Source organism: Streptococcus parasanguinis ATCC 15912 (genome assembly GCF_000164675.2).
GTDB lineage: Bacteria > Bacillota > Bacilli > Lactobacillales > Streptococcaceae > Streptococcus > Streptococcus parasanguinis.
In genome coordinates this window covers 1,685,709-1,699,132 of the sequence record NC_015678.1, presented here as the reverse complement: position 1 = coordinate 1,699,132, position 13,424 = coordinate 1,685,709, and the positions used below count along the sequence as shown (strand labels likewise).

General features: G+C 44.2%; 12 protein-coding genes and 1 pseudogene. 3 read left to right on the top strand and 10 right to left on the bottom strand.

The window, feature by feature from the left end; genetic code table 11:
* Positions 1-5: 5 nt before the first annotated feature.
* The 8 genes and pseudogenes from HMPREF0833_RS11060 to hisS form a co-directional block, all read right to left on the bottom strand.
* Positions 6-566 (bottom strand): annotated as a pseudogene (locus HMPREF0833_RS11060) (aminodeoxychorismate/anthranilate synthase component II); the annotation flags it as partial.
* Positions 563-1,921, bottom strand: a complete 1,359-nt coding sequence (gene trpE, locus HMPREF0833_RS07825; RefSeq protein WP_013904443.1) for an anthranilate synthase component I — start codon at positions 1,919-1,921, stop codon at positions 563-565. The pseudogene HMPREF0833_RS11060 and the gene trpE, both read right to left, overlap by 4 nt.
* 514 nt (positions 1,922-2,435) lie before the next feature.
* Entirely contained in the window at positions 2,436-2,798 is a 363-nt protein-coding gene (locus tag HMPREF0833_RS07820; protein ID WP_013904442.1) for a DUF1304 domain-containing protein, read from the bottom strand.
* Positions 2,799-2,813: 15 nt separating this feature from the next.
* Positions 2,814-3,242 carry a MarR family winged helix-turn-helix transcriptional regulator gene (locus HMPREF0833_RS07815; RefSeq protein WP_003009542.1) on the bottom strand — a complete coding sequence of 143 codons (429 nt, stop codon included), beginning with the start codon at positions 3,240-3,242 and terminating at the stop codon, positions 2,814-2,816.
* A 268-nt stretch (positions 3,243-3,510) separates the two neighbouring features.
* Complete coding sequence (locus HMPREF0833_RS07810) at positions 3,511-4,140, bottom strand: HAD-IA family hydrolase (protein ID WP_013904441.1); 630 nt, start codon at positions 4,138-4,140, stop codon at positions 3,511-3,513.
* Positions 4,137-5,417: an MATE family efflux transporter gene (locus HMPREF0833_RS07805; RefSeq protein ID WP_013904440.1), complete on the bottom strand. Its 1,281-nt coding sequence runs from the start codon at positions 5,415-5,417 to the stop codon at positions 4,137-4,139. The genes HMPREF0833_RS07810 and HMPREF0833_RS07805 overlap by 4 nt, the downstream gene beginning before the upstream one ends.
* Before the next feature lie 50 nt (positions 5,418-5,467).
* On the bottom strand, positions 5,468-6,952 hold the full coding sequence (thrC, locus tag HMPREF0833_RS07800) for a threonine synthase (protein ID WP_013904439.1): 1,485 nt from the start codon (positions 6,950-6,952) through the stop codon (positions 5,468-5,470).
* A gap of 180 nt (positions 6,953-7,132) precedes the next feature.
* On the bottom strand, positions 7,133-8,416 hold the full coding sequence (gene hisS, locus HMPREF0833_RS07795; protein WP_041818402.1) for a histidine--tRNA ligase: 1,284 nt from the start codon (positions 8,414-8,416) through the stop codon (positions 7,133-7,135).
* A gap of 170 nt (positions 8,417-8,586) precedes the next feature.
* On the opposite strand from hisS, the gene HMPREF0833_RS07790 reads away from it, so the two are divergent.
* Complete coding sequence (locus HMPREF0833_RS07790) at positions 8,587-8,928, top strand: metal-sulfur cluster assembly factor (RefSeq protein ID WP_013904437.1); 342 nt, start codon at positions 8,587-8,589, stop codon at positions 8,926-8,928.
* A 162-nt stretch (positions 8,929-9,090) separates the two neighbouring features.
* On the opposite strand, the gene HMPREF0833_RS07785 is transcribed toward HMPREF0833_RS07790, so the two are convergent.
* Together HMPREF0833_RS07785 and ilvD are read right to left on the bottom strand one after the other, a co-directional pair.
* The gene (locus HMPREF0833_RS07785) at positions 9,091-10,365 is read right to left on the bottom strand and encodes a uracil-xanthine permease family protein (RefSeq protein ID WP_013904436.1); all 1,275 of its coding nucleotides are present in this window, start codon (positions 10,363-10,365) and stop codon (positions 9,091-9,093) included.
* 587 nt (positions 10,366-10,952) lie between these two features.
* Positions 10,953-12,656 (bottom strand): dihydroxy-acid dehydratase, encoded by a 1,704-nt coding sequence (gene ilvD / locus HMPREF0833_RS07780; RefSeq protein WP_013904435.1) that lies wholly within the window; start codon positions 12,654-12,656, stop codon positions 10,953-10,955.
* A 214-nt stretch (positions 12,657-12,870) separates the two neighbouring features.
* Between ilvD and rpmF the strand changes: the two genes are divergently transcribed.
* Together rpmF and rpmG are read left to right on the top strand one after the other, a co-directional pair.
* Positions 12,871-13,053, top strand: a complete 183-nt coding sequence (rpmF, locus tag HMPREF0833_RS07775; protein ID WP_003009516.1) for a 50S ribosomal protein L32 — start codon at positions 12,871-12,873, stop codon at positions 13,051-13,053.
* 15 nt (positions 13,054-13,068) lie between these two features.
* The gene (gene rpmG, locus HMPREF0833_RS07770) at positions 13,069-13,218 is read left to right on the top strand and encodes a 50S ribosomal protein L33 (RefSeq protein WP_001265622.1); all 150 of its coding nucleotides are present in this window, start codon (positions 13,069-13,071) and stop codon (positions 13,216-13,218) included.
* The last annotated feature ends 206 nt before the right edge of the window (positions 13,219-13,424 follow it).

The window sequence follows — 13,424 nt, the reverse complement described above, 5'->3', positions numbered from 1 at the left end:
CGCTCCTTGACTAGTTTGACAAAATTTTCGATGGTCTTGAGCCCATCTGGCGTCCCGATACTTTCTGGATGGTATTGAAAACCATAAATCGGTAAGCTACGGTGTTGAATTCCCATAATCGCTTGATCATCCGTCGTTCGAGAGGTAATGACAAAATCCTCTGGCATGTCTTCAATCGTCAGCGAATGGTAGCGCATAACTGGGACTTCTTTTGCGACACCCGCGTATAGCGGAGAGGGAGCTTCTAGCTGGATCTGGCTTTGTTTGCCATGCATGACCTGTGGTGCCAATCCCAAGCGCCCTCCAAAAACTTCCGCAATCGCTTGATGCCCCAAGCAAATCCCCAAGATTGGTTTGACCCCTGCGAAATCTCGGATCATCTCCTCCATCTTGCCCGCGTCCTTTGGCCAACCTGGACCTGGAGAAAAGACCAAGGCATCTGCTTCTTGGGCAACTTGGTACAAATCCGGATCATCATTTCGAAGCACCTGGACCTCATCAAATTTTCCGATATACTGTGCTAAATTGTAGGTAAATGAATCGTAATTATCGACTAATAAAATCATCCTTCTTCTCCAATCCTTGTCATTGATTTTGCCTTATTGACGGTTTCTTGGTATTCATTTTCAGCGATCGAATCATAAACGATTCCTGCTCCTGCCTGCACATAAGCCTTCTTATTTTTGAGGATCATGGTTCGAATCGCAATAGCAAAATCGAGATCCCCCGTCACAGAGAGATAGCCAATAGCACCTGCATAGACCCCGCGTTTCTCTTTTTCTGCTTCATAGATCCGCTTCATGGCTCGAATCTTGGGAGCACCCGAAACGGTCCCAGCTGGAAGAGTCGCCTTCAGAGCCTCAATGGAGGCTAGTCCAGGAAGTAATTGCCCCTTGACCACACTCGTCAGGTGCATCACATAACGAAAGAATTCCACTTCCATATATTTGGTCACTTCAACTGACCCATTTTGAGCGATACGCCCAATATCGTTTCGCCCTAGATCCACCAACATCCGGTGCTCTGCGACTTCTTTTGGATCCCCTGCCAAATCAGCTGCCAATTGCCGATCAGCCTCTTCATCGATCCCTCTGGGACGTGTGCCAGCAATGGGATTGGTCGTCACCACTCGATCCTTGACCGACACCAGACTTTCTGGACTGGCACCGATAATTTGGTACTCCCCAAAATCATAAAAGTAGAGATAATTCGAAGGGTTGGTCACGCGCAAATTGCGGTAATAATCCAATGGTTTACCTGAAAAATCAGCTGAAAAACGTTGACTGAGCACGCATTGGAACATATCTCCTTTTCGAATATAGTCCCGCGCTAGGGCCACCATTTCCTCAAACTCTTTTTGCTCCAAATGATTGTGGAAATGAAGCGCATGCAGGTCCTTGTCCTGAAACTCTTCTTTTGCAGGTCTTGCCAATTGCGCTAATACTTGCTCCAAGCTCGACGCTTGCTCTGCTTCACTCCGTCCACTATAGAGGTTCTCTTCCACCACATAGACCTTTTCCTTTTTGTGATCAAAAATCACATAGCTTTCATATAAGAAAAAGTGGAGATCAGGTGTGCCGATCGTATCTTCCGGAATGGAACCAATGTTCTCATAGAGGCCAATCAAGTCATAGCCGACAAATCCAATTGCCCCACCGTTAAAAGGAAGCTCTTCTGAAGTTTTCCTTTTGACCGTGATGCGATTCAAAAAGTCCAAAGGATCCTCTTCAACAATTTGATCATTGTTATAGAGGACGCCATTTTCAAACTTGACTTCACTGACCGGCCGATAGGCTACAATTGAAAAACGCGCATTCTCTTTTTCACGAGGGATCGACTCCAAGATCATTTTATGGGGCGCATCCAATCGCATATAAGCCAAAATTGGACTCAACACATCAGCAGATAAAACTTTTTTCATATCAGAAACCTCTCTTCTAGAACTCTTTTATTCTAAGGAATTCAACCGCACCCTACTTCGCTTGCTAAGGCGATCAAGGTTATCCCATCGCTCTGTTTGCGCTTTGGGATCAATGTGCCTAAGCTCGCTTTGCTTGCTAAGGCACATAGAAAAGCCCTCACACAAAAACTGTGTGAGGGCGTAGTGTCCGCGGTGCCACCTCTTTTATAGGGAAAATTAGCTGGTCTTTCCCTACATCTCTATCTCCTCTATCAAGGAGTTGCACGGTAAGGGGTGCCAACCGAATTCACATGGGTTAGAATTCATTGATCATAACAGTCCAATTTTCATCAGTCGCTATTGCTTGTTCACAATTCCCACAAGCTCCCTGAAAATAGCCGACTCATTACTTTTCTGTTGCTACCATTATAACCCTTTTTTTTCGAAAGTCAATAAAATTTTTAGTCTTTTTTTATACTTTTTTCTACACTAATTTAATAAAATCAGCTCAAAGATTCCTATCGGCACGTCCTTTTTATCCCAAAAATAGGATACTCAACAAAGCTAAAATTGCAGGACCGCCTTGGGTCAAGATAATCTTTTTATTGGCTGTCATCGCACCGTAGGCCGCTGCTCCAATAATAAAGAGCACAAAAATCGTAACAACTTCACTATTTTTAGAGACAAACAATCCATACAAGAGGAAGACACCAATCAAGGCATTGTATATTCCTTGATTCTTAAATAAAGAGGTCACAGATGGGCGGACGAGTTCTTCTTTATCCATGTTGAAAACCCGACTTGTGGTATCAGATGTGGTTCTGATGCTCTCCAAATAAAAAATATATAAATGCTCCAGTGCAGCAAGACTTGCTAAAATAATCGTCAGTAATGACATCGTAGATTCTCCTTTTTATTCGACTGTTATTTGTTCAATGCCAGATACTAATTTGTCCAGCAGGTAAGAAAATTGCTCTTGTTCTTGAGCAGTCAAAATCCGACTCATCTGTTCTTTCACCGCCACATGATGGCGAGGGGGATGTTTGACCAAACGATTATAGGCCGTATCCGTCAAATGAATTAAGATTTCCCGCTGGTTTTTTGGATTTCGACTCCGATGGACAAACCCTTCCTTTTCCAATATTTTGAAATGCCGGGTTAAGGCCGCTGGATCAATCTGCAAGCGTTCCTGAACCGCGATCTGATTGCAAGGCGCTTGTTCTAATAAATCCTGCAAAATTTGATAACGCGTTAAGCTAATCCCTAGGCGCTTTTCAAAAAGTTGCGTAGTTGATTGATCTGCCAAACGTAGTTGGTAGAGCAAATCATTTATTTCTGCCATATTCCTTCTCCGTATTATTTTTGATAAATCAATAATTGACTAATCAATTATAAAATATTTCATATCCTCTTGCAAGGAAAAGAGCTTGCACTGTTTTTTTACACAAAAAAAGCCGCCTGATTTGGCGACTCTTAGGGAGATTATTATGAAAAAGAAAAGTTTTAGGATTTTTCTAAACAAAGTTAGGAGGTCTTTGTTTATGATTCTATTATAGCGGACATTTCTTAAAGAAAGCTTACGACTTTATTTCAAAATGAAAACAAATTCTTTACAGATTCTTTTCAGCGTTTAAAATACCTGGGATATCTAGTAAGGTGTTCATCTGATGATTGCCTTGATAGTCAGACGTCAAGAAATTGATACTCTGAATCTGGCTATTTCTTGCAAAGTCAATATCCAGGCTCCGATCCCCAATATAGTAGGTATTTTCTGGCTCCAACCCGTACTTCTCCATCAGATACATGGCAGCTTCTGGGTCAGGCTTGCGGGCAAAACCACTTTGACTGGTCAAAATCTCTGTAAAAAAAGATTCCAGGCCCAAGTCCCGTAGGATGACAAAGGCATTCTCTCCCTTATGGGTATAGACAAACTGCTCAATTCCAGCTACTTGTCCCCAGGCTAGGACATCAGGCGCCCCATCCATCAGAAGGACCTGGGCATTTTTCTCTGCTAGACTTTCAGCTCGGCGATGATTTAAGTCCGTCACATCCAGATGATGCTCCTCCGCCACCGCTACTAAAAGATCTTGAACCGAATGTTTCAAGATGTAGTCTTTGATCCTCGCTCGGTCAAACGGAAGCTGATAAGTTGCATAGGTTTCCTCAAGACCTGCTAAAATAGCATCATAGGAATCCAGCAAGGTCCCATCCAAATCCCAAATAAAGGCTCGTTTTGTCATTTTTTCTCCTCTCCTACTGTTCGTCTATATAGCTGACTCAAAAATAGCCAACGAAAGCCATTGTCTAGCAAGGTCCCCGTCCAGACCCCTGGAAGGCCAAAGCCAAGGGTTACTCCAAGCAGATAACCGGCTCCAATTCGAATGACCCACATGCCAATCGTCGTTGCATAAAATGGAAGTTTCCCATTTCCCAAGCCTTGCCAAACAGCTGTATAGATGACCGTTCCTGCTGTAAATGGTGTTCCCAACAAAGAAAAGAGGACAACCGATAGGCTAGCTTCTACCGCTTTCACATCCTGTGTGTAGAGATGGGTCAGAAGAGTGCCCCCCCAAAAAACTCCCAGAGCAATGGGCAACATCAACACAAAGGACAAGCAGTAAGACTGCTTTCGAAGGCGGTGAAGCTGCTCAAGATCACCTTCACCCAGGCTCCGTGCTACGAGCATGACCGTCGCTGTGGCCACTCCAAACACCGGCATGTAGTTAAACTGGGTCAAGGTCTCTCCGATGGCATTTCCTGCGACTGCCTCGGTTCCAAAGGCGACCACGATCGCGATAATCACCACATCTCCAGCCCGCATCATCAAGCGCTCTCCGGCAGCTGGAAGTGCTAAGTTCAAGAGCTTACGATCCAATCCCCAACGAAGGGGTGCAAAGGGCAGACGAACCTTTTGCCACAAGAGGAGGACGCCCACCAGACGGGCCAGCACCGTCCCCAAAGCCGCGCCGACAATGCCCCAGCCAAAAAGGAAAATGGCCACAGAGGAGAACAGAGCATTTAATAGATTGGTCAACAGGCTCACATACATAGGAAGACGTGGATTGTTGGCCACCCGAACCAAGGAGCCCAAGGTCATCATCAATCCTAAGAGAACAATGGTCCCGCCGACCAAGGAAAGGTAAATCCCCCCGCTTTCGGCTACTGCAGCTTCAGTCCCCAACAGCGAAATCATCTGGCGTCCAAATAACAGCGAAGCCCCTCCTAAGAGAGCACTCAACAATAAGGTCACCTTCAGTGACTCTGTCGCATGGTAGGCAATGGTTTCTTGATTTTTTTCGCCCAAGCTTTTGGACATGACACTGGCAACTGCCGCACCCAGTGCCAAAAAGATGGCTTGATAGATCGTGATGATATTCCCTGCGACGGAAACACCTGAAATGGCAATCAAGCCCAGGTGAGCCACTAAATAAGAATCCACCATGCCCATCAGCATTTGTAAGAAATTTTCACCCATGGCAGGAAGGGCGATGTTTAAGATTTTTTTGTACGAATTCATGAGTATATAAAAGAGCCAAACGGCTCTTTTGATCTTTCTAATACAGAGAATTAAAGTCCCAAGTAGTCTTCTACGGCTGCTTGCATGTCTTTGGCTGCCACGCTTGTACGATGGCGAACCGGTGCAGTTTCAAGGCCGTCTACAGCCGGTGGCACAGGAACACCTGAGAGTGTGTGTAATTTAGCCAAGGCTTCGAAATCGCCTAGACCTGTCTCGCCTGTCACCGCTTCTACTGCTACAACTGGGAATTTGTAAGGACTTGCTGTAGAGGCAATAACTGTTTTAGCAGTATCCCCTGTTTGGGTCCGGTATTTTTGATAAACGGCTGATGCTACGGCTGTATGAGGGTCTTCGATGTAATCAGACGCTTCATAAACCCGCTTGATCTCTGCAGCAGTTTCTGCTTCATCTGCGTATGCAGCCGCAAACAAATCTAAGATGTCTGCATCAAAGTTGGACAATTGGTACTGACCTGTTGCAACGAGGCTTTCCATCAATTCTTTGGTCTTTGTGGCATCATTGCCTACCAAGTGGAAAATCAAGCGTTCCAAGTTTGAAGAGACTAAAATATCCATTGATGGGCTAGTGGTCACCTTGAACTCACGTTTCTTATCATAGACATGTGTTTTGAAGAAGTCTGTCAAGACATTGTTTTCATTTGACGCACAGATCAATTTTCCAACTGGAAGACCGATTTGTTTGGCATAGAAAGCTGCTAAGATATTTCCAAAGTTTCCTGTTGGGACGGTAAAGTTGACTTTTTCTCCCGCTGTGATTTGGCCTGTCTTCACCAATTGCGCATAGGCGTATACGTAATAGACAACCTGAGGCACCAAACGACCAATGTTCATAGAGTTGGCTGATGAGAATTGCATCTTGTTGGTTGCTAATTTTTCACGAAGCGCCACATCATTGAACATGTGTTTGACATTGGTTTGGGCATCGTCAAAGTTTCCATCGATCGCGATGACATGGGTATTGTCCCCCGTTTGAGTCGTCATTTGCAATTCTTGCACCTTGCTGACACCATCTTTTGGATAAAAGACAATGATCTCTGTCCCTGGAACATCGGCAAAACCTGCCATAGCAGCTTTTCCTGTATCTCCAGAAGTCGCCGTCAAGATGACAATTTTATTTTCCAAACCGTGCTTTTTAGCTGCTGTTGTCATAAAGTAAGGCAAGATCGACAAAGCCATATCTTTAAAGGCAATGGTGGAACCATGGAAGAGTTCCAAGTTGTACTGCCCATCGAGTTTGACAAGAGGAGCAATAGCTGGAGTATCAAACTTGCTGTCATAAGCATGAGAAATACAGTAGTCCAACTCTTCTGCTGTAAAGTCGTCCAAAAAGGCTGACAAAACAAGCTTGGCCACTTCTTGGTAAGAAGCGTCTTTGAGGGTATCAAAATCCAGCTCTACTTGAGGATAAGAGACTGGGGTAAACAAACCGCCATCTGTCGCCAATCCTTGAAGGATGGCTTGACTAGCTGTTACAGTATTTTTTTCATCTCGTGTTGATTGGTAAACTAATGTCATGACTGATTCATTCCTTTACTAGTAGTCTTCTCATTATATCATAAATGTCAGAAAATTTAACGGCTTTTCGCCAAATCTTGGCAAAGGTCGGCAAACAGAAGCTAGATAAAAGAGAGCAGGTGCAACGATTTTGCTCCTACTCCCATGCGAATCTGTTTTACAGGTGTCTGAAAGATTTGATCAAGCCAATCCCAACTCTGCTAAAACAGATGGAAAGTCTTTCTTCAAGCTTTCAAGAGCTACCGTTACTTCTTGACGAGTTTGGTTATTTTTCACAGTAACTTGACCACTCTCAACTTCACTACTTCCTAAGGTAATTAAGGCTTTGGCCGCAAAGACATCTGCTGACTTAAATTGTGCCTTGAGCTTGCGTCCAAGGTAATCACGTTCTGCCTTGAAACCTTGGATTCGAAGGGCTTGAACCAAGCTAAGCGCTGCTTCATTGACCTCATCTCCTAGGACAGCGATATAGGCATCTAGGCCTGTTTCGATCGGTAATTCAATGCCTTTCTTTTCAAGAACGAGAAGGATCCGTTCCACACCGATACCAAATCCAAAACCAGCTGTCGCAGGGCCACCGAAGTATTCAACCAACCCATCATAGCGACCACCTGCACAGACTGTCAATTCATTGCCTTCAATTTCTGTAATGAACTCAAAAATCGTGTGGTTGTAGTAATCCAAGCCACGCACCATATTGGTATCGATGACATAGGCTACCCCCAAGTCTTCTAACATCCGACGAACCGCATCAAAATGCGCTTGGCTTTCTTCATCAAGATAGTCTAGGATGGAAGGAGCCTGTTCAACCGCCGCCTTGTCTTCTTTTTCTTTTGAATCCAAGACACGAAGCGGATTTTCTTCTAAGCGACGTTGGCTGTCCTTAGACAATTGATCCTTCATTGGCAAGAGGTAATCAATCAAGGCTTGACGATAAGCCTGACGACTGGCAGGGCTTCCCAAGGTGTTCAAGTGCAAGATCACATTGTCAATTCCTAATTCTTTCAGGAATTGCGCTGCCATGGCAATGGTTTCGACATCCGTTGCAGGATTGCTCGATCCAAAGCATTCTACCCCAATTTGGTGGAATTGACGCAAACGACCTGCTTGAGGACGTTCGTAACGGAACATTGGGCCTATGTAATAGAACTTACTTGGTTTTTGTACCTCAGGCGCAAAGAGTTTATTTTCTACATAGGAGCGGACAACAGGAGCTGTTCCTTCTGGACGAAGCGTGATATGACGGTCTCCCTTATCATAGAAGTCATACATTTCTTTGGTAACGATATCCGTCGTATCCCCTACTGAACGGCTGATGACTTCATAATGTTCGAAGATCGGTGTGCGGATTTCATCATAATGGTATCGCGCAAAGACCTTGCGTGCAAAGCCTTCTACATATTGCCATTTCGCTGAATCGCCAGGAAGGATATCCTGGGTCCCTTTTGGTTTTTGTAATTTCATAGCCTTCATCCTTTGTCTTACTTTTGCCTCTATTTTACCACAAATTCGAAGAGAAATGGAGGCTGGACTGAATTTCCTTCGTTCGACACGTTCAAAACCTCTTTCTCTTCTTGCCTTATAGCCTGAATTATGAGAAAATGGAATCCATACTACACTGAAAGGATCTTGCGATGAGAGAGGATATCAAAATCAATGACCGTGCCCTGGCACTAGAGAAGTCGTTAATCGAAAAATTGGAGCTTGTATTTGATACCGATGTTGAGTTAGATGTCTATAATCTGGGACTGATCTACGAGATCCATCTAGATGAAGCCGGCACTTGCAAGGTGGTTATGACCTTTACCGATACGGCTTGTAGCTGTGCTGAGAGCCTTCCGATCGAAATCGTCGCTCGCCTAAAAGAGATCGAAGGGATCGAAGATGTCAAGGTCGAAGTGACCTGGTCACCCGCTTGGAAAATTACACGAATCAGCCGATACGGGCGCATCGCCCTTGGTCTTCCACCACGATAACAATTATTACCATTTAAGAAACGCAGTCAACTAATGAAGGAAGACCTCTTTGGAAATCCGATCCATCATAAAAAACGAGGAACACCAGCTCTGCCATCAGAGTTTGTTCCTCGTTTTTTATGATGTTTGAATCCATTCAAACTTGTTCACTACCAGAATGGACTAAGCCTCATCAACTTTTGGTTCTGGAAGGATTTGATACAACACAATCCCAAGAATTGTTGACGTTGCGACACCAGTGATTTGAAGTCCCCCAATTTGGAAAACCAAACCACCGATTCCTGATACTAGGATCACACTTGCAATCAAGAGATTCTTTTTATTATCAAAATTAATCTTGTTTTCAACTAAGATTTTCAAACCGCTGGCCGCAATTACTCCAAAGAGGGCGATCGAAATACCACCCAAAACAGCGGTCGGAATCGAATTCAAAAGAGCTGATACTTTACCAATAAAGCTCATGACAACCGCAATCACTGCTGCACCTGCGATGACATATACTGAATAGATCTTATTCAAGGCCATCACCCCGATATTTTCACCATAAGATGTAACCGGAGGAGCTCCGAAAAATCCTGCAATGATTTGTGCCAAACCATCTCCTGTAAGAGTATGGTCCAAACCAGGATCTTGGAAGAAATCTCGACCTGTCAGACTATTCAAGACCATCACGTGACCAAAGTGCTCTGTCATCGTCACAAAAGCAATTGGAGCCATAGTCAAAATGGCACTTGGGTACAATTTAAAATCATAATTAACAAATGGGATATCAAAGCTTGGAATTTGGAACCATTTGGCTGAAGCAACGGATGCAAAGTGGACAATCTCTTGGCCGGTAACCAGACCTAAGACAAGAGAGAAGAGGTAACCTACGATCAACCCTAGCAAAATAGGAATCACTCCGATAATTTTCTTGCCATACATATTAAAGAGAATAACAGCAAAAAGAGTGACCATTGAAATAAGCAGGCTCGTACCGCTGTATTTTCCATCGATCATGGTCGCATCGCTCACAGCTGTTGAGGCAAGGCTCAAGCCGATCACAATGATAATTGGGCCCACTACAATCGGTGGAAGTACTTTATCAATCCAGGCATTCCCAGCAAACTTGACAATCAAGGCCACCAAGAGGTAGACCAAACCACCCGCCATGGCACCTTGGGCAACTGCTGCGATTCCATCTGTCTTCATCAACATCTGCATAGCAGCAATATAAGCAAAACTAGATCCCATGTAGGCTGGAATCTTATACTTGGTCACGGTTAAGTGAGCCAAGGTTCCCAAACCAGATGAGAAGAGGGCAATGGCAGGATCAATTCCAACCAAAATTGGTACCAGTACTGTCGCCCCAAACATGGCAAACAAATGCTGGAAAGACAGACCAACCAGCAAGCCTGGTTTTGGCATATCAGATACATCATATTTTACATTATTCACGATCGTAAAAACCTCCTAAATTAAAGATGCAACAAGTTATGGCTGAATAAAAACATCTACCTTCGATGACCGAATCATAAGGGAGTGCTCATGCTCCATCATCGACGATTTCTCTTTTTCATCAAACCACTTTTCAACTATACAAAAAAATCCCCCACAACAAGGAGATACACAAAATATAGGCTGGTCTTCCCAGGCCTTTCATTTCCATAGCTCCTTGCCTGCCTCTCTGGACAGTATTAAAGGATTGATTCGATTAGTCACAATTATAGCAAATTATAGACGGATTTACAAGAAAAATGACAGATAATACACTCAAATCCCCCAAAAAGTAATATTCATACGCTTCAGCGACAGGGTTAAAAATAGCGACTTTGAGCCAAAAAAGAGGCTGGGACAAAAGTCCTAGCCTCTCAATAATTTTTGGATTGTCGAGCAAGACGCAGTAGTTGAGTGGGCTCTACTACACTGATTTCATCAGCTTTTACAGCCCTACTCAACTGTGCGGAGGTGGGACGACGAAATCGAATTCTAACGAATTACCGATTTCTGTCCCACTCTCTCTTTGGACAAAGTCGTCCTTGCAATTATTGTTTACCAGACTGTTCCATATTCCAGAAGTCGGTTACAGCACCACGTGATGCTGAAGAAACGATGTGGGCGTATTTACCCAGAACCCCACGGCTATACAGTGGTGGCAAAGTTGTTTCAGCCTTCCGTTTCGCCAATTCTTCGTCTGAGACATGCATGGTGATTTCTTTGGTATCTTGATCAACTGTCACCAGATCCCCAGTGTGGAGGTAGGCGATTGGGCCACCAACCTGAGCTTCAGGCGCAATGTGACCAACAACGAGACCGTAAGTACCTCCTGAGAAGCGGCCGTCTGTCAAGAGAGCCACCTTGTCTCCTTGTCCTTTCCCAACAATCATGGATGACAAGGACAGCATTTCCGGCATACCAGGACCACCCTTAGGACCTACGAAACGAACAACAACAACGTCGCCATCCACGATCTCGTCTGAAAGAACGGCTTCAATGGCAGCTTCTTCAGAGTCAAAGACCTTAGCAGGACCCGTGATGTTACGGACCTTCACACCTGATACTTTGGCAACCGCCCCTTCTGGAGCCAAGTTCCCTTTCAGGATGATCAATGGACCATCGGCACGTTTAGGATTTTCAAGCGGCATGATAACTTTTTGACCTGGCGTCAAATCAGCGAAGGCTTCTAAGTTCTCAGCAACAGTCTTACCAGTACATGTGATGCGATCTCCGTGAAGAAAACCATTCTTAAGAAGGTATTTCATGACGGCTGGCACCCCACCGACATTGTAAAGGTCTTGGAAAACGTATTGACCTGATGGTTTCAAGTCAGCCAAGTGAGGCACGCGCTCTTGGAAATCGTTGAAGTCTTCAAGCGTCAAGTCCACGTTAGCTGCGTGAGCGATCGCAAGCAAGTGAAGAGTGGCATTGGTGGAACCACCTAGCGCCATGGTCACTGTAATCGCATCTTCAAAAGCTTCACGGGTCAAGATATCCGATGGTTTGAGTCCCATTTCCAGCATCTTGACAACAGCACGACCTGCTTCTTCGATATCGGCCTTCTTATCCGCTGATTCAGCAGGGTGAGAAGATGAACCTGGTAAGCTCATACCAAGGACCTCGATCGCTGTCGCCATGGTATTGGCCGTATACATCCCACCACAGCCACCAGGGCCAGGGCAGGCATTACACTCTAATTGCTTCACTTCTTCAGCGGTCATATCGCCGTGATTCCACTTCCCAATTCCTTCGAAAACAGAAACCAAGTCGATATCCTTGCCGTTCAGATTACCCGGTGCAATGGTTCCTCCGTAGGCAAAGATCGCTGGGATATCCATATTGGCAATGGCGATCATCGAACCAGGCATGTTCTTATCACAGCCCCCGATGGCTACAAAGGCATCCACGTTGTGACCGCCCATAGCAGCTTCGATAGAATCCGCAATGATATCACGTGACGTCAAGGAGAAGCGCATTCCTGGAGTCCCCATAGCAATCCCATCGGCAACCGTAATGGTTCCGAATTGAACCGGCCAAGCTCCCGCATCTTTTACACCTTCTTTGGCCAATTTCCCAAAATCATGGAGGTGGATGTTACAAGGGGTATTTTCCGCCCATGTCGAAATCACTCCGACAATCGGTTTCTCAAAGCTTTCATCGGTCATTCCCGTCGCGCGAAGCATGGCACGGTTGGGAGATTTTACCATGCTATCGTAGACACTACTACGATGGCGTTTGTCTAATTCTGTCATGTCATTCCTCTCGTTATATTTTTTACCATTATAGCATAAAAGAGGCCACAAAGATAGGCAAGAACTTTGAAGGAACAGACAACAGAAAAGTTTCTTTCAAAAATTTCAATTTTTTTGTCAAGTAACTTTACTTTACAAAAAAGTTTTGTTATACTGTTAAAGTTGATGAAAATCAAACCTAATTGAATTTATATCTTAAAAGGAGAAAAACGAAATGGCAGTACCTGCACGTCGCACATCAAAAGCGAAGAAAAACAAACGTCGTACGCACTACAAAGTAACAGCTCCATCTGTAAACTTTGACGAAGCAACTGGAGATTACTCACGTTCACACCGTGTATCACTTAAAGGATACTACAAAGGACGTAAGATCGCTAAAGCTGCATCAGCTGAATAATAGAAGGGAGATACCATGCGCGTAAATATTACACTTGAACACAAAGAATCTGGTGAACGCTTGTACCTTACTTCTAAAAACAAACGTAACACTCCAGACCGTCTTCAATTGAAGAAATACTCACCAAAACTTCGCAAACACGTTGTGTTTACAGAAGTTAAATAATTAAGTAGGAAAAAGCCTTTGAAACGTTGATTTCAAAGGCTTTTTTCTTTTTGCAAAATGCTGTATATTGCGCTATATTTCAATTCAAACTCTACCTTTTTAAGATAAAATAAAAAGACGGATCATTATAAACAAGCCTCTCCTACAAAAGTTAGAGAGGCTTTTAAAACCAAAATCCTTATCTCTTTATACATCAAAAAGAGAGA

What these genes read in the sequence shown, in the direction of transcription:
- HMPREF0833_RS07810 (WP_013904441.1), bottom strand. Translation starts at nt 4,140, where the DNA reads ATGACAAAACGAGCCTTTATTTGGGATTTGGATGGGACCTTGCTGGAT.
- trpE (WP_013904443.1), bottom strand. Translation starts at nt 1,921, where the DNA reads ATGAAAAAAGTTTTATCTGCTGATGTGTTGAGTCCAATTTTGGCTTAT.
- HMPREF0833_RS07820 (WP_013904442.1), bottom strand. Translation starts at nt 2,798, where the DNA reads ATGTCATTACTGACGATTATTTTAGCAAGTCTTGCTGCACTGGAGCAT.
- thrC (WP_013904439.1), bottom strand. Translation starts at nt 6,952, where the DNA reads ATGACATTAGTTTACCAATCAACACGAGATGAAAAAAATACTGTAACA.
- hisS (WP_041818402.1), bottom strand. Translation starts at nt 8,416, where the DNA reads ATGAAATTACAAAAACCAAAAGGGACCCAGGATATCCTTCCTGGCGAT.
- HMPREF0833_RS07815 (WP_003009542.1), bottom strand. Translation starts at nt 3,242, where the DNA reads ATGGCAGAAATAAATGATTTGCTCTACCAACTACGTTTGGCAGATCAA.
- rpmG (WP_001265622.1), top strand. Translation starts at nt 13,069, where the DNA reads ATGCGCGTAAATATTACACTTGAACACAAAGAATCTGGTGAACGCTTG.
- HMPREF0833_RS07790 (WP_013904437.1), top strand. Translation starts at nt 8,587, where the DNA reads ATGAGAGAGGATATCAAAATCAATGACCGTGCCCTGGCACTAGAGAAG.
- ilvD (WP_013904435.1), bottom strand. Translation starts at nt 12,656, where the DNA reads ATGACAGAATTAGACAAACGCCATCGTAGTAGTGTCTACGATAGCATG.
- rpmF (WP_003009516.1), top strand. Translation starts at nt 12,871, where the DNA reads ATGGCAGTACCTGCACGTCGCACATCAAAAGCGAAGAAAAACAAACGT.
- HMPREF0833_RS07805 (WP_013904440.1), bottom strand. Translation starts at nt 5,417, where the DNA reads ATGAATTCGTACAAAAAAATCTTAAACATCGCCCTTCCTGCCATGGGT.